The organism is Ensifer sp. ENS10 (assembly GCF_014852025.1).
Lineage (GTDB): Bacteria > Pseudomonadota > Alphaproteobacteria > Rhizobiales > Rhizobiaceae > Ensifer.
In genome coordinates this window covers 126,734-142,335 of sequence record NZ_JACVAS010000001.1, presented here as the reverse complement: position 1 = coordinate 142,335, position 15,602 = coordinate 126,734, and the positions used below count along the sequence as shown (strand labels likewise).

Annotated in this window: 14 protein-coding genes; 4 read left to right on the top strand and 10 right to left on the bottom strand. The window is 62.7% G+C overall.

The window, feature by feature from the left end; genetic code table 11:
- The first annotated feature begins 36 nt into the window (after nucleotides 1-36).
- Entirely contained in the window at nucleotides 37-672 is a 636-nt protein-coding gene (locus IB265_RS00700) for a trimeric intracellular cation channel family protein (protein WP_057247828.1), read from the top strand.
- Between the two features lie 65 nt (nucleotides 673-737).
- Here IB265_RS00700 and irrA read toward each other — a convergent pair whose 3' ends face one another.
- Entirely contained in the window at nucleotides 738-1,160 is a 423-nt protein-coding gene (irrA, locus tag IB265_RS00695) for an iron response transcriptional regulator IrrA (RefSeq protein ID WP_057247827.1), read from the bottom strand.
- 322 nt (nucleotides 1,161-1,482) lie between these two features.
- On the opposite strand from irrA, the gene fabA reads away from it, so the two are divergent.
- The 3 genes from fabA to fabI are packed head-to-tail and all read left to right on the top strand — an operon-like array spanning nucleotide 1,483 to nucleotide 4,078.
- Entirely contained in the window at nucleotides 1,483-1,998 is a 516-nt protein-coding gene (gene fabA, locus IB265_RS00690; protein WP_029742379.1) for a 3-hydroxyacyl-[acyl-carrier-protein] dehydratase FabA, read from the top strand.
- Between the two features lie 45 nt (nucleotides 1,999-2,043).
- Nucleotides 2,044-3,267: a beta-ketoacyl-ACP synthase I gene (fabB, locus tag IB265_RS00685; RefSeq protein WP_057247826.1), complete on the top strand. Its 1,224-nt coding sequence runs from the start codon at nucleotides 2,044-2,046 to the stop codon at nucleotides 3,265-3,267.
- 4 nt (nucleotides 3,268-3,271) lie between these two features.
- The gene (gene fabI / locus IB265_RS00680) at nucleotides 3,272-4,078 is read left to right on the top strand and encodes an enoyl-ACP reductase FabI (protein ID WP_057247825.1); all 807 of its coding nucleotides are present in this window, start codon (nucleotides 3,272-3,274) and stop codon (nucleotides 4,076-4,078) included.
- 77 nt (nucleotides 4,079-4,155) lie between these two features.
- Here the strand turns inward: fabI and IB265_RS00675 are convergent, their stop codons facing one another.
- From IB265_RS00675 to IB265_RS00635, 9 genes are all read right to left on the bottom strand, one after another.
- On the bottom strand, nucleotides 4,156-4,377 hold the full coding sequence (locus tag IB265_RS00675; protein WP_057247824.1) for a hypothetical protein: 222 nt from the start codon (nucleotides 4,375-4,377) through the stop codon (nucleotides 4,156-4,158).
- A gap of 264 nt (nucleotides 4,378-4,641) precedes the next feature.
- A complete protein-coding gene (locus IB265_RS00670) occupies nucleotides 4,642-5,658 on the bottom strand; it encodes a class I SAM-dependent methyltransferase (RefSeq protein ID WP_057247823.1) in 1,017 nt (338 codons plus the stop codon).
- A gap of 81 nt (nucleotides 5,659-5,739) precedes the next feature.
- Nucleotides 5,740-7,890, bottom strand: coding sequence for a polyribonucleotide nucleotidyltransferase (gene pnp / locus IB265_RS00665; protein ID WP_057247822.1), 2,151 nt, complete (start codon nucleotides 7,888-7,890; stop codon nucleotides 5,740-5,742).
- A 351-nt stretch (nucleotides 7,891-8,241) separates the two neighbouring features.
- Entirely contained in the window at nucleotides 8,242-8,511 is a 270-nt protein-coding gene (gene rpsO, locus IB265_RS00660) for a 30S ribosomal protein S15 (protein WP_029742369.1), read from the bottom strand.
- Nucleotides 8,512-8,771: 260 nt separating this feature from the next.
- On the bottom strand, nucleotides 8,772-10,481 hold the full coding sequence (locus IB265_RS00655) for a sensor histidine kinase (protein ID WP_057247821.1): 1,710 nt from the start codon (nucleotides 10,479-10,481) through the stop codon (nucleotides 8,772-8,774).
- Between the two features lie 183 nt (nucleotides 10,482-10,664).
- Nucleotides 10,665-11,600 (bottom strand): tRNA pseudouridine(55) synthase TruB, encoded by a 936-nt coding sequence (gene truB, locus IB265_RS00650; RefSeq protein ID WP_057247820.1) that lies wholly within the window; start codon nucleotides 11,598-11,600, stop codon nucleotides 10,665-10,667.
- Between the two features lie 8 nt (nucleotides 11,601-11,608).
- Nucleotides 11,609-12,016: a 30S ribosome-binding factor RbfA gene (rbfA, locus tag IB265_RS00645; RefSeq protein ID WP_063893313.1), complete on the bottom strand. Its 408-nt coding sequence runs from the start codon at nucleotides 12,014-12,016 to the stop codon at nucleotides 11,609-11,611.
- A gap of 72 nt (nucleotides 12,017-12,088) precedes the next feature.
- Nucleotides 12,089-14,788 (bottom strand): translation initiation factor IF-2, encoded by a 2,700-nt coding sequence (gene infB, locus IB265_RS00640; protein ID WP_057247818.1) that lies wholly within the window; start codon nucleotides 14,786-14,788, stop codon nucleotides 12,089-12,091.
- Between the two features lie 105 nt (nucleotides 14,789-14,893).
- Complete coding sequence (locus IB265_RS00635; RefSeq protein ID WP_057247817.1) at nucleotides 14,894-15,601, bottom strand: RNA-binding protein; 708 nt, start codon at nucleotides 15,599-15,601, stop codon at nucleotides 14,894-14,896.
- Nucleotide 15,602 lies beyond the last annotated feature (1 nt).

Here is a 15,602-nt window from a genome sequence, read left to right as displayed (position 1 = left end):
TTCAAAGCGAACCGCCGAATCTTGCCCGGAGCACCCATGCCGATCCTCGAAATTCTCGACTACGCCGGTGTGGCCGTCTTCGCAGCGACCGGAGCGCTGTCGGCGTCACGCAAGCAGCTCGACATCATCGGCTATCTCTTCCTCGCCTCGGTGACCGGGATCGGCGGCGGCACGATGCGCGATGTCGTTTTGGGCGCGACACCGGTCTTCTGGGTCACCAACCCGACCTATCTTCTGGTCTGCGCCACCGTGGCGGTCATCCTCTTCTTCACCGCCCATCTCTTCGGCTCGCGCTACCGGGTGCTCGTCTGGCTCGATGCGATCGGCCTTTCAGCCTATTGCGTCATGGGCGCTGCGAAGGGGTATGCTGCCACCGGCTCGGCGACGGTGGCACTTGTCACCGGCATGCTGACCGCCACCTTCGGCGGGGTCTTACGCGATATGCTCGCCGGCGAGCCTTCCGTGCTTCTGAGGCCGGAAATCTATGTTACGGCGGCGCTCGTCGGCGCCGGCGCCTTCGTGCTTGCAACGGTCGCGGGCCTGCCGCTTGTGGCAACGTCGACACTGGGTGTTCTCTCCGCCTTTGCCGTGCGCGGCGGCGCGCTCAAGTTTGGCTGGACCCTGCCGACGGGCAAGGCGTTGCCGGGTCGCGATCCCGACGACGTGATGTGAAGGCTCACACGCCGACAGACGCAAGATCTGCAATCAATTTATCTTGATGATCGACCTCGGTCGGATCAGCGGCCGTTCTTGCGGCGCAGGCGGATCACCACGTCGACATGCGCAATCTCCATGCCCTCGGGCGGTTCCGGGAGATTGTCGATCTGGATGTTGCTGACGGGGATATCGAGTACCTCGTTCTGGCCCTCGACGAAGAAATGATGGTGATCCGACACGTTGGTGTCGAAATAGGTCTTGGCGCTTTCCACCGCCAGGACACGGATCATGCCGGCCTCGGTGAACTGGTGCAGCGTATTGTAGACGGTTGCGAGCGAAACAGGCACCCCGGCCATGACAGCCTCCTCGTGCAGTTCCTCGACGGTCAGGTGACGGTCACCCTTGGCAAAGATCAGATCGGCGAGGGCAACGCGCTGACGGGTCGGACGCAGGCCTGAGTGACGCAGCCTTTCTTCCGAACTCACTTCTGTTGCTTTCGTCATCAAGGGTCGTTCCATGTATCCCGGCGAAATTCACAATACTTCCGTTGCGATATAACTTTTGCGCCCCGCGCTTTCAATAGATTCTCGGTCAAACATGCGTTGCAAAGCCCGAAAAACCGGTCAAACTCGGGGAAGGCTGGCAATTAACTCTGGTCGCGCCCACATTGATCCTGTAAGCGACGGCGGAACGAAAATGCCATCTGAGGCGGCGGTAACCTGGCCGGAAACGAGAAGGTTCGGGTTCGCCACGCTTCATTTCAAGCCGAACTTGCTCTAAAGCAGATCGGACAACACGTTAAGTCATTCGGGGAAGCATCCATTCATGACCACCAGACAATCCAGCTTCAGCTACGAGGAAATCCTGGCCTGCGGCCGTGGCGAGTTGTTTGGCCCTGGCAACGCGCAGCTGCCGCTGCCGCCGATGCTGATGGTTCATCGCATCACCGAGATTTCCGAAACGGGTGGTGCCTTTGACAAGGGTTATCTGCGCGCCGAATACGACGTGCGCCCCGATGACTGGTATTTTCCCTGCCACTTCCAGGGCAATCCGATCATGCCGGGCTGCCTCGGCCTCGACGGCATGTGGCAATTGACCGGCTTCTACCTGGGCTGGCTCGGCGAGCCTGGCCGCGGCATGGCGCTTTCCACCGGCGAAGTGAAGTTCAAGGGCATGGTTCGTCCCCACACCAAGCTTCTCGAATACGGCATCGACTTCAAGCGCGTCATGCGCGGCCGGCTCGTGCTTGGCACCGCCGACGGCTGGCTGAAGGCCGATGGAGAGACTATCTATCAGGCAACCGACCTGCGCGTCGGTCTGTCCAAGGATAAGGCCGAGTAGTCCAGGCCTGCCTGCACCGAACGAAATAAAGAAAAGGTCAGTATCATGAGACGGGTTGTTGTCACGGGCCTCGGCATCGTTTCCTCGATCGGAAACAACGCGGACGAAGTCACGGCGTCGCTGCGCGATGCAAAGTCGGGCATCACGTTTTCTCCCGATTTCGCGGAGAACGGCTTCAAGTGCCAGGTCTGGGGCGCCCCGTCGCTCGATCCGACCGAGCTCGTCGACCGTCGCGCCATGCGCTTCCTGTCGCAGGGCGGCGCCTGGAACCACGTGGCGATGAAACAGGCAATCGCCGACTCCGGCCTCGAAGAAACCGTCGTTGCCCGCAACGAACGCACCGGCATCATCATGGGCTCGGGCGGTCCGTCCACCCGCACGATCGTCGAAGCGGCCGACATCACCCGCAAGAATGTGAGCCCGAAGCGCATCGGCCCGTTCGCCGTTCCGAAGGCGATGTCGTCCACGGCATCCGCAACGCTCGCCACCTGGTTCCAGATCCACGGCGTCAACTACTCGATCTCCTCGGCCTGCTCGACCTCGGCGCACTGCATCGGCAACGCCGCTGAGATGATCCAGTGGGGCAAGCAGGACGTGATGTTTGCCGGCGGCCATGAAGATCTTGACTGGACGATGTCCAACCTCTTCGACGCCATGGGCGCCATGTCCTCGAAATACAACGAGACGCCGGCGACCGCGTCCCGTGCCTATGACGTCAACCGCGACGGTTTCGTCATTGCCGGCGGTGCCGGCGTTCTCGTTCTCGAAGAACTGGAACACGCCAAGGCCCGCGGTGCGAAGATCTACGCCGAAATCGTCGGCTACGGCGCGACCTCCGACGGCTACGACATGGTGGCTCCCTCGGGCGAAGGCGCAATCCGCTGCATGCGCCAGGCGCTTTCGACGGTGAAGGGCGATGTCGACTACATCAACACGCACGGCACCTCGACGCCGGTTGGCGACAGCAAGGAAATCGGCGCGATCCGCGAAGTGTTCGGCAGCAAGATGCCGCACATCCAGTCGACCAAGTCGCTGACCGGCCACTCGCTGGGTGCTGCCGGCGTGCAGGAATCGATCTACGGCCTCCTGATGATGCAGGCCGGCTTCATCGGCGAAAGCGCGCATATCACCGAACTCGACCCCGAATTCGACGGCGTTCCGATCGTTCGCAAACGCATCGACAATGCCAAGATCGATACGGTTCTGTCGAACTCCTTCGGCTTCGGCGGCACCAATGCGACGCTCGTCTTCCAGCGCTACAACGGATAACACCATGACGGGACTGATGACCGGAAAGCGTGGCCTCATCATGGGTGTGGCCAACAGCCATTCCATTGCCTGGGGCATTTCCAAGGCGCTTGCGGCGCAAGGGGCGGAACTCGCCTTCACCTACCAGGGCGAGGCGCTGGGCAAGCGTGTCAAGCCGCTCGCCGCCGAGCTCGGCTCGGACTTCCTGCTGCCTTGCGATGTCGAAGACATTGCGTCCGTCGATGCCGTGATCGATGCGATCAAGGAACGCTGGGGCAATCTCGACTTCATCGTGCATGCCATCGGCTTTTCGGACAAGAACGAGCTGAAGGGCCTCTATGCCGACACCTCGCGCGACAATTTCAGCCGCACGATGGTGATCTCCTGCTTCTCCTTCACCGAAATCGCCAAGCGTGCTGCCGAGCTGATGAATGATGGCGGCTCGATGCTGACGCTGACCTATGGCGGCTCGATGCGCGTCATGCCGAACTACAACGTCATGGGCGTTGCCAAGGCGGCGCTCGAGGCTTCCGTGCGTTACCTCGCGGCCGACTACGGCGTGCGCGGCATTCGCGTCAACGCGATCTCCGCCGGCCCGATCCGCACCCTTGCCGGCGCCGGTATTTCCGACGCCCGGGCGATGCTCTCCTGGCAGCAGAAGAATTCGCCGCTGCGTCGTACTGTCACCATCGACGACGTCGGCAATTCCGCGCTCTACCTGCTCTCGGACCTGTCGCGCGGCGTCACCGGCGAAATCCACTACGTCGATTCCGGCTACAACATCACCTCGATGCCGGCGCTCGACACGTTGCGGACGGCCGACGTCGAGTAACACCCTCAACCGACCGGAAAACGGAACAAAGCCCGCGGATCGGCCTCGATCCGCGGGCTTTGTCATTCATGAGCCGCTCAGGGAAATAGAAAGAGTGCGAGCACGGCGACGACGATCGCCAGCGCGATGAACCCCGTATGCGTGCGCCGCCCCGGCTCCAGCGGCAGGTGATAGAGGCTCTTCAGGAACGACATGGGTACCTCGGAGGTCGCTCCATGTCCCTCGGCATGCTTTATGTCCTTGGCAACAGCCTCGGCCGCATCCTCGGTCAAAGGCGGCCTGTTCACTCCCCACGTCATGGCACTCATCCTCCGACGAGAAATACCGACGGCGTCATGGTGAGCCCGAACAGGGGCGATGGCAACAGGCAAACTGTCGCTGCCCGTTGGCCGGGGCGCTACTGCATGTCTCCTTAAATCGACCTCGATTTAAGGACGAAGACATGCAGAAAATCAAAGTGCTACAGCGACCTTTGCGCGTCTGATAAGACGCGCGGCGCTGTAGACCCGGAACGAAAAAAGCCGGGCGATTGGCCCGGCTCCTTGCTTAATCCTTGATGGTCTTCAGCGCTTCGCCCAGAGCACCTTGAAGCGGGCGTTGCGGCAGGTTTCGCCGTATTCCTTGGAATTCTCGGCCAGTACCTGCTCGTAGGGCAGGCCGCGGTTGGCGACCAGCATCAGCTTTCCGCCCTGCTTCAGCGCCTTCAGCGCCGTCTTGATGATGGCAATGCCAAGCGCCGGCTCGGCGGCGTGGGCCTCATGGAAGGGCGGATTCATGACGATGAGATCATACTTGTCGCGCGGCTCTTCGCTCGTCAGGTCGAACCAGTGGAAGCGCGCCGGCGTCGACGGCACGTTTGCCATCATGTTGACGCGGGCAGCTTCGAGCGACTCATGGTCGGCTTCGAAGAGATCGACGCCCTTGAGGCCCGGCGAGGCTTCAGCGAGCTTGACGGCGAGATAGCCCCAGCCGGCTCCGAAATCGGCGGCATGGCCGTGGAAGTCGTTCGGCAGACGCGAAGCGAGCAGTTCCGAACCCGCGTCGATGCGGTCGTGTGAGAACATGCCCGGCGAAGCCTCGAACAGGCCATCGACGCGCACCGGCACCTTGGCGAGCTTGTGCACCGCGTCGGTGACGTCTTCGGGACGGGTGAACCAGAAGGCGACGCCGTGATATTTCGGCAGATGATCGCCGTCCCATTCGAACTTGGCGATCCGCTTCTTCAGCGACTGGATGCCGTCTTCCTTGCCGCCGGCAACGACGATCAGGCCGCCCTCGCGGGTGCGCTTCAGCGCCTCGGCGATCCGGTCCTCATTCTCGCCCTTATGCTTGCCACAGAGCACCAGCGTGACGTCGTAGTCCTCGCCGGTGATCTCAGGCGTCACATCGGCGCGCATGGCCTCCAGGGCGCGATAGAGCGGCCGCAGCGGCTGAACGGCGGCGATCGAGGCTTCGAAGCCCTTGGGCAGCCTGTAGCCCGCCTCGGCGCCGAGAAAGAGAACACGCTCGCCTTCGCCCGGCGGGTCGATCACACCGCTATCGAACGGGTAAAACAGGGTCTTCAACGCATCTCGGCTCATCGGTCTATCCGTCATCTTCCTACAAGAAAGGGGCGCGGAGCGTTCCGCCCCGCGCCCCGAATGCATTCGGGTGAAGCTCGCTTATTCGGCGGCTTCGCCGTCGCCCTTCTTCTCAGACTTCTCGGCAGCGACTTCTTTGCCGGTGGCCTGGTCGACAACCTTCATCGACAGGCGAACCTTGCCGCGCTCGTCGAAGCCCATGAGCTTGACCCAGACCTTGTCGCCTTCCTTGACGACGTCGGTCGTCTTGGCAACGCGCTCGGAAGCGAGCTGCGAGATGTGGACGAGGCCATCGCGGGCGCCGAAGAAGTTGACGAAGGCGCCGAAGTCGGCGGTCTTCACAACGGTACCTTCATAGATCTGGCCAACTTCCGGCTCGGCGACGATCGAGTGGATCCACTTGCGGGCCGCTTCGATTTCCTTGCCGGACGAGGAGGCGATCTTCACGGTGCCGTCGTCTTCGATGTTGATCTTCGCGCCGGTCTTCTCGACGATTTCGCGGATGACCTTGCCGCCGGAGCCGATGACTTCACGGATCTTGTCGACCGGGATGTTCATGACTTCGATGCGCGGAGCGAACTCGCCGAGCTGGCCACGGCTTTCGGAAATGGCCTTGGCCATTTCGCCGAGGATGTGGAGACGGCCACCCTTGGCCTGGTTGAGCGCAATGCCCATGATCTCTTCGGTGATGCCCTCGATCTTGATGTCCATCTGGAGCGAGGTGATACCAGCGTCGGTACCGGCGACCTTGAAGTCCATGTCGCCGAGGTGGTCTTCGTCGCCGAGGATGTCGGAGAGAACGGCGAAGCGCTCATCTTCCTTGATCAGGCCCATGGCGATACCGGCAACCGGCTTTGCCAGCGGAACGCCGGCGTCCATGAGAGCGAGCGAGGTGCCGCAAACCGTCGCCATCGACGACGAGCCGTTGGATTCGGTGATCTCGGATACGACACGCAGTGTGTAGGGGAACTGCTCGGCCTCCGGCAGCATCGGGCGAATAGCGCGCCAGGCGAGCTTGCCGTGACCGATTTCGCGACGGCCCGGGGAGCCCATGCGACCGGTTTCGCCGACCGAGAAGGGCGGGAAGTTGTAGTGCAGCATGAAGCGTTCTTTGTACATGCCGGTCAGGCTGTCGACATACTGTTCGTCTTCACCGGTGCCGAGCGTGGCAACGACGATCGCCTGCGTCTCACCGCGGGTGAAGAGCGCCGAACCGTGGGTACGCGGCAGAAGGCCGACTTCCGAGACGATCGGACGAACGGTTTCCAGATCGCGGCCGTCGATACGGCTCTTGGTGTCGAGGATGTTCCAGCGAACGATCTTGGCCTGCAGGTGCTTGAAGACGGCGCCGATGACTTCAGCGGTGTACTTGGGCTCCGCACCTTCCGGGAAGAAGTGTGCCTTTACCTTCGCCTTGACGGCATCGACGGCAGCGTAGCGGGCAGCCTTTTCGGTGATCTTGTAGGCGTCGCGCAGTTCGGCTTCGGCCATGCCGAGCATTTCGGCTTCCAGCGCGGAATGATCTTCCGGTTCGAATTCGCGCGGCTCCTTGGCAGCGACTTCAGCGAGCTTGATGATCGCGTCGATGACCGGCTGGAAGCCCTTCTGACCGAAGACGACGGCGCCGAGCATGACGTCTTCAGCCAGTTCCTTGGCTTCCGATTCGACCATCAGCACCGCTTCCTGGGTGCCGGCGACAACGAGGTCGAGCGTCGATTCGTCCATCTCGTCGAGATGCGGGTTCAGCACGTACTGGCCGTTGATGTAGCCGACGCGCGCGCCGCCGATCGGGCCCATGAACGGGACGCCCGACAGCGTCAGCGCTGCGGAAGCGGCAACCATCGACAGAACGTCGGGGTTGTTTTCGAGGTCATGCTGCATGACCGTGACGATGACCTGGGTATCGTTCTTGTAGCCATCGGGGAAAAGCGGACGGATCGGACGGTCGATCAGGCGCGAAACGAGCGTTTCGTTCTCGCTCGGACGGCCTTCGCGCTTGAAGTAACCACCCGGGATCTTGCCGGCAGCGTAGGTCTTTTCCTGGTAGTTGACGGTCAGCGGGAAGAAGTCCTGGCCCGGCTTCGGCGACTTGGCCGAAACGACGGTGGCGAGAACGACGGTTTCGCCGTAGGTGGCGATGACGGCGCCGTCAGCCTGACGGGCGACCTTGCCGGTTTCGAGCTTGAGCGGACGCCCAGCCCATTCGATTTCAACCTTGTGGGTATCGAACATGTTCTGTCCTTCATGTGCGGCGGACCTTTCCGCGGCTGTTGCAGCGCGGGTGGTCGAGGGGCCGCATGAAATGGCGCATCACGGGCAAGACAACGGGAGGCTTCACGCTTGAAATCGGCTTGTTTCCGCTTCACCGCGCCGCTTATCTGCGGCGTTCCGGCAAGCAGAGCCGAAGCATCCTGCAATCCTGCCCCATGACGGGCCATCGGTTGATCCGCGATACCGGCCCATCCGGTTCGCTGGATTCTCTCCTGGTACCACGCTTCCTAAGCGGCCGGAGAGATCATTGCTTGAGCGTTGAACGCTCCATAAAAAAGCCGGCGGGCCGCAAAGACCCGCCGGATAAGTCGCTTAGCGACGGATGCCCAGGGCACCGATCAGCTTGGTGTAGCGCGCTTCGTCTTTCTTCTTCAGATAGTCGAGGAGCGAACGACGGCTGGAAACCATTGCGAGCAGACCACGGCGGGAATGGTTATCCTTCTTGTGGCCCTTGAAGTGTTCGGTCAGGTTGTTGATCCGTTCCGTCAGGATAGCAACCTGGACTTCCGGAGAACCGGTGTCGCCTTCAACGGTTGCAAATTCCTTGATGAGCTGAGCCTTACGCTCTGCAGCAATCGACATCGGATGATCCTTTCGATTTCGAGGATTTAGGGACGCCGTCAGCCGGGATGTCGTCCAGCTGCGGCCGTGAATGCAACGGGCATGCGCCTTTTGCTGGCGTGCCTATAAACGAATTGGATGAAAAAGGAAAGGGTCATGGACCTGCACCCCGATGGGCTTCCGGAGGGCCTCGGAAGCTTGTCGGTCGCGGCCGATTTCCGACGGTCGCGATCGACGCTCCGGCCGACCTTCGCGCCGTTTTTAAAGGGGCCCATCCGCATTCACGAATCTTCGTCCTTCGCCTCGCGCGGAATGGTGATCCGCCACTCGATGCCATCGGCATGCATCACCCGCTCCAGCGCGGCGTTCAGCGCCATGCCGAGCATGCGCTCCAGCACCAGTGTTCCGAAGCCCTTGCGGATCGGATCGGAGGGCTTGTCGGCGAGATCCGCGCCCTCCTCCCGCCAGCGAATGGCAATGCCTTCATCCTCCAGCGACCAGCTCAGCTTGACGACCCCGGTGGTGTTGGCGAGCGCGCCGTATTTGGTGGCGTTGGTTGCGAGTTCGTGCAGGGCCATGCCGAGGGTCTGGGCGATCTGCGTGTCGAGCCTCAGAGCCGGGCCGGAGAAGATCACGCGCTTCGGGTCGTCAGGTGTAAACGGCTGCAACTGGTTCTGGGCGAGCTCGCGGAAATCGACCCCTTGCGCGGCGTTGGTGATCATCAGGTCGGTGGAGCGCGCGAGCCCGGCAATGCGCTTGCGGAAGCTGTCGGCGAAGTCCGACGCGCTCTCGGCCGAATAGACCGATTGGTTGAGCATCGACTGGATCACCGTCAGTTGGTTCTTCGAGCGATGCGCCACCTCGCGCATGAGGAAGCGGATCTCGTTTTCGGCCTTGCCGCGCGCCGCCGCTGCCCGTGCGAGCGCTGCCGAGACCTGCTCGACCTCCGAGATCATGTGCGGCCGCGATTCGATCCGTTCGCCGGCGCCGAGACGGCGGGCATCCTGCGCCACGAGCTTGACGCCCTGCGACAACAGCCGCGCAATCGCCAGCGAGCCGGCAATCGCGATGCCCGCGAAAAGGATGCCGCCGAGCGACAGCCACAGGAACGACCAGACGGCCGGTGCATCGACGGTCGCGCTAGGCGCCCAGGCGATGATCCGCCATCCCGTGACGACGGAAAACTCGGTCGCGACGCGATATTTAGTGCCGTTTTCCTTGATGTTGCGGACACCGATGCTGATCGCCGGCACCTTGTCGAGGAAGAATGGTTCCCCGGCCTTGACGGCCGCATCCGACGAGATGATGACCTTGCCTGCGCCATCGACGAGTGCCGCGTTCCAACCGGGAGAAAGCGTGTCGCGGTTGACGGCCTTGGCCATGTTCTCGGCGTTTTGCGTCAGCGTCAGCAGATACTCCTCACCGGTCGCCAATTTCGCCGGCAGATAGACGTTGAAAACCCACTTTCCCGCGGTCTGGCCAAAGAAGACGTTGGAAACGAGCGGCGCACCATTGTTGGTGAAGGCCCGCTCGACCGAGCCCGTATCCGAGGCTTTGCTGAGTTGCGCACCGAAAGGCACCCTGGTGTTGAGCCGCTGGTTGTGCTTGCGGTCGATGACGATCAGGTAGGAGTCCGTTTCGGCGAGCGCCGTGGCGGCCCTGCGGTAGAAGGCCTCCATATTGCCGTCTTCGATCTCTTGTGATGTCGACAGCACCTTGAGCGTCGTCAGCATGCCCTCGATGTCACGTTCGACGATGCGCGTCACCGACCCGGTCGAAGCCTGCAGCAGCGCCGTGATCACCTGTTCCTGCTGGTCGACGCTGCGCTTCAGCACCACGAGCGAAAAGATGAAGGCCGGAACGATGGCCACCAGGAGCAGCGACGTCAGATAAAAACTGAACGGCCGGGTCAGGCGATGACGAACGAGATCGACGATCGTCGCCAGACCGTTCGCAGCCTTCCGCTTTTCTTCGTCCAGCACGCCCGTCACCTCAGTCGCCCTTCTTCGTTCCGCGCCGGCACACAGCCGCTTTCGGCGCGCGCCGCAAGAGTCGGTGCGATCGGCAGTCGGCTCCGGAGCACGGGACGGAAACGGAATCACCTCGGATGGATTGGAAGCCCATGCCGGGGATCATGCGTCAAGGATGGGGCAAAGGCAAACGCTTCCGGGCGCTTAGCCGGTGGCGAAAACACGCTTCGGGCGGAACTCACCCTCGGCGATCTCACCGATGGCGACCAGCTTGCCGCGTGCCGTCGCATAGGCTTCAGGCGTCGCAAGCGGCGCATCGCGCCCGCGCAGGATGATGGGATTGCCCATTCTCAGGCGGTGCGCCTGATCATCGTTGACGGCAACATGCGGAAGGTTGGAAAGCGCTTCACCGGTCTCGATCAGATAGGCGTCGAGCGCCGCCAGGCGTTCTTCGTCGCTCTCGATTTTCTCCAGCGCCACCAGATCGGCGAGCGGCACCATGTCCTCTTCACCAAACGGTGCGACAAAGGTGCGGCGCAGCGAGGCGATGTGGCCGAAACAACCGAGATCGCGGCCCATGTCACGCGCGAGCGAACGCACATAGGTGCCCTTGCCGCACTCGATTTCGAAATGCGCGAGATTGGGAGCGGCACCCAAGAGCGTCAGCCGGTGCACCTCGACTTCACGAGCCGGAATTTCGACCGTTTCGCCATCGCGGGCGAGGTCGTAGGCACGCTCGCCATCGATCTTGATCGCAGAGAACTGCGGCGGCACCTGGCTGATGACGCCGGTATATTTCGGCAGCAGCGCGCGGATCGCCTCTTCGTTCGGTCGTTCGGTCGAGGAATGCGTAACCTCGCCTTCGAGATCGTCGGTCGAGCGTTCCTCGCCCCAGGCAACGGTGAATTCGTAGATCTTGCGGCCGTCCATCACGTAAGGAACGGTCTTCGTCGCATCACCGAGTGCAATCGGCAGCATACCGGAGGCCAACGGGTCGAGCGTGCCGGCATGGCCGGCCTTTTGGGCCTTGAACAGCCACTTGATCTTCGAGACGGCTTCAGTGGAGCCGAAGTCGAGCGGCTTGTCGAGGATCAGCCAGCCCGAGATCGGGCGGCCCTTGGGCTTACGCGGTTTGGACATGAAATCTACTATTCTTCGTCTTCGCTGGACTGGTCGAGATCGCGGCTGACTTCCGGCGAACGCAGCAGCTCATCGATCTTCTTGTAGTTGTCGAAGCTCGTATCGTCGCGGAAACGAACGTCGGGCATGTATTTCATCTGCCGAAGCTGGGGGCCGAGGCGGCCGCGGATGTACTTGGCATTGCGGTTCAGCGCGTCGATGACTTCGTCATGGTTGGGCACGCCGAGCGGCGTGACATAGGCCGTGGCGATCTTCAGATCCGGCGACATGCGCACTTCCGAGATCGCGATGACGGTCTTCTCGATCACGGGATCGCGGACCTCGCCGCGCTGCAGAACCTGGGTGATGGCAGCGCGCACCTGTTCGCCGACGCGCAGCATGCGCTGTGAAGGGGCAGAGGATGTGGCTTTGGTCATGGACGGTACCTCAAAAAAATGCGAGCGCCGAAGGACAACCCGGCGCCCGCATAATCTCTAATCGGACGGTTCTTAAAGCGTCCGCGTGATGTGCTCTACGCGGAAGCACTCGATCGTATCGCCGGCGCGGATGTCTTCGTAGTTCTCGAAGGCCATACCGCACTCCTGACCGACGTTGACTTCCGAGACTTCGTCCTTGAAGCGCTTGAGGGTCTTGAGCTTGCCTTCGTGGATAACGACGTTGTCGCGAACCAGACGGACGCCGACGCCACGCTCGACCTTGCCTTCGGTGACGCGGCAACCCGCGACCTTGCCGACCTTGGTGATGTTGAACACCTCCAGGATCTCGGCGTTGCCGAGGAAGGTTTCGCGGCGCTCCGGCGAGAGCAGACCCGACATCGCCGCCTTCACGTCATCCACCAGATCGTAGATGATGTTGTAGTAGCGGATCTCGATGCCGGCGCGCTCGGCGGCCGAACGGGCCTGCGCGTTGGCGCGGACGTTGAAGCCGATGATCGCTGCGTTCGACGCCTCGGCGAGCGAGATGTCGGACTCGGTGATACCACCGGCACCCGAATGCACGATGCGGGCACGCACTTCGTCGGTTCCGAGCTTGTCGAGAGCACCGGCGATCGCTTCGATCGAACCCTGCACGTCGCCCTTGATGACCAGCGGGAACTCCTTGAGACCGGAGGTCTGGAGCTGGGTCATCATCTGCTCGAGCGAGCCGCGCGAGCCGGACTGACGGGCAACCTGCTTCTCACGGGCGAGCCGCTGGCGGTACTCGGAGATCTCGCGGGCGCGGCTTTCGTTCTCGACGACGGCGAACTTGTCGCCGGCAGCCGGTGTTCCGGACAGGCCGAGAACCTCGACCGGCATCGACGGACCGGCTTCCTTGACGTGTTCACCCTTGTCGTTGACCAGAGCGCGCACACGGCCCCACTGGTCGCCGGCGACGATGATCTGGCCAGGACGCAGCGTGCCCTTCTGGACGAGGACGGTTGCAACCGCACCGCGACCACGGTCAAGCTCGGCTTCAACCACCGTACCTTCGGCCGTCCGGTTCGGATTGGCGCGCAAGTCGAGGATTTCGGACTGCAGCAGGATCGCTTCCAGCAGCTTGTCGAGGTTGGTGCCGTTCTTCGCGGAGACTTCCACGTCGAGGACTTCACCGCCCATGGATTCGACAAAGACTTCGTGCTGCAGCAGCTCGGTGCGAACCTTCTGCGGATTTGCCGACGGCTTGTCGACCTTGTTGATCGCCACGATGATCGGAACACCGGCCGCCTTGGCGTGGTTGATCGATTCGATCGTCTGCGGCATCACGCTGTCGTCGGCCGCAACCACCAGGATCGCGATGTCGGTCGCCTGGGCACCGCGGGCACGCATGGCGGTGAACGCCGCGTGGCCGGGGGTGTCGATGAAGGTGATCTTGTTGCCGTTCTGCTCGACCTGATAGGCGCCGATGTGCTGGGTGATGCCACCAGCTTCGCCGGCCACCACGTTGGCGTGGCGGATCGCATCGAGCAGCGAGGTCTTGCCGTGGTCGACGTGCCCCATGATCGTGACGATCGGCGGACGCGGCAGCAGTTCCTCGTCGGAATCGGTCACGTTGAAGATGCCTTCCTCGACGTCGGATTCCGAGACGCGCTTGACCGTGTGGCCGAATTCGCCGGCGATGAGTTCAGCCATATCGGCGTCGATCAGATCGCCGGGCTTCATCATCTGGCCTTCCTTCATCAGGTACTTGATGACGTCGACGGCGCGTTCAGACATGCGCTGCGACAGTTCCTGAATGGTGATGGTCTCAGGCAGGATGACTTCGCGCGAGATCTTCTCGCGGGTTTCCTGCATCTGGCTGCGCTTAAACTTCTCCTGGCGGCGACGCATGGCCGACAGCGAACGGGCGCGCTGGCCGCCATCCTCGTCGACGGCAGCGGTCAGCGTCAGCTTGCCCTGGCGACGACCGTCGTCGGCCTTCGGGCGGGCAGGAACCTTGGCAGGCTCGGGACGCACGACCTTGCCGCGTGCCGGGCCTGCGCCCGAACGCGGACCACGATCGTCATCCTTTTCGTTGTCGACCTTACGGCCGCGCAGAGCGCCGGCCGGAGCCGGGGTCGGAAGTCCAGTTGCCGCTTCAGCAGGCCGTGCAGCCTGCGGGCGGTTGTCGACGCGACGCTCAGTGGAAGCCGGTGCGCGAGCTGCCACGGGGCGCTCTTCGACAACCTCTTCGGCCTTTGCTTCAGGCTCGACAGCCGGGCGGGCCGCTTCTTCAGCGGCGCGGCGTGCGGCCTCTTCCTTCTCCTGAAGGAGACGGGCTTCTTCCTCGCGCTTGCGGCGTGCTTCGTTCTCGGCGCGGATGACCGCTTCTTCGGCATCGCGGATCTGCGCTTCGGCGAGAGCACGGCGGCGCGCATCGATCTCACCGGCGGAAAGCTGGTTCAGAACGACACCCACACGCGGACGGTTGGCCTGATTGGCTTCCTGGCGCGTCGAGTGCTGCTGCGGCTGCGGGGCCGGGCGGCCGGAAGGCTGCGGCTGAGCCGGACGCTGTTCGACCGGGCGTGCTGCGGGAGCCGCGGCGACCGGCGTGATCGGACGCTCGTCCTTGGGGCGATGGAAGGGGCGTTTCTTGGTTTCGACCACGACCGCCTTGGTGCGGCCACGGCCCATGTCCTGACGCACGGTCCCCTGCGAAACCCCGTGGGGTTTCAGGGTCAGCGTCTTCTTGCCTGCTGCGCTGCCTGTCTTGTCGTCGTTGTTGTCGGTCATTCCGTTCCGTTCCTAGCGATCAGGGCCGGATGCGTATCACCTGACCCTGTCTTCCAAATTGTCTCAAACAATGTACGCGATGCCAGACTGTGCTGGTGACGCGGGTCATTGCTGTGGCTTGCCAGCGCCGCCGTCGGCCCGGACCGGGACGGATCCTCGGTACTTTTCGAGCATGATTGCGCGCTTCACTACACCCTCACCCGCCTGCCCTGCAAGCGCTGCGGCATGGATAAAAGCATTACTTCCTAAAAGGCCCTCCATTTCCGCCCCGGTGAAGGGACGGAACGAAGGTATTTCCATTTCATCGTCGGCCACGAAGCTCATCGCCTTGCGGGCCTGGTCTATCTTCCGCACACCGTCGGCTGCAGCATCGGCCGCATGGAACACGGCAAGCGCTGCAAGACCGCGCACGGCCTGCTCCGTCTTCGTCGCGCCGGAGATGAACTGGGCCGCCTTGCGCGCCATGTTCATCATGCCGGCCAACTGCTCGGCGAGCAGCCGGTCGACGTCGTCGGCGAGCGTCGCGTCGGCCTTGACGTCCGCCTTCAGGGCGCGGGCGAAGAACTTCTTCGCCACCGCCTTTTCAACGAGCGCCCGCTCGGCCTTCACCCAGCAGCCGCGTCCCGGAAGCTGACGCTTCAGATCGGGAACGACGCGACCGTCGGGCCCGGCAACGAAGCGGATCAACTCATCCGGCGAACCGCTTTCGCGGGTGACGATGCACGTCCGCGTGCTGCCGCTCCGATCCTTCGGGCCCCCATCCAAGGGCAATGTGTCCGAAGGCAGGCTGTCGGCATCATCAGAGGCGGTCATC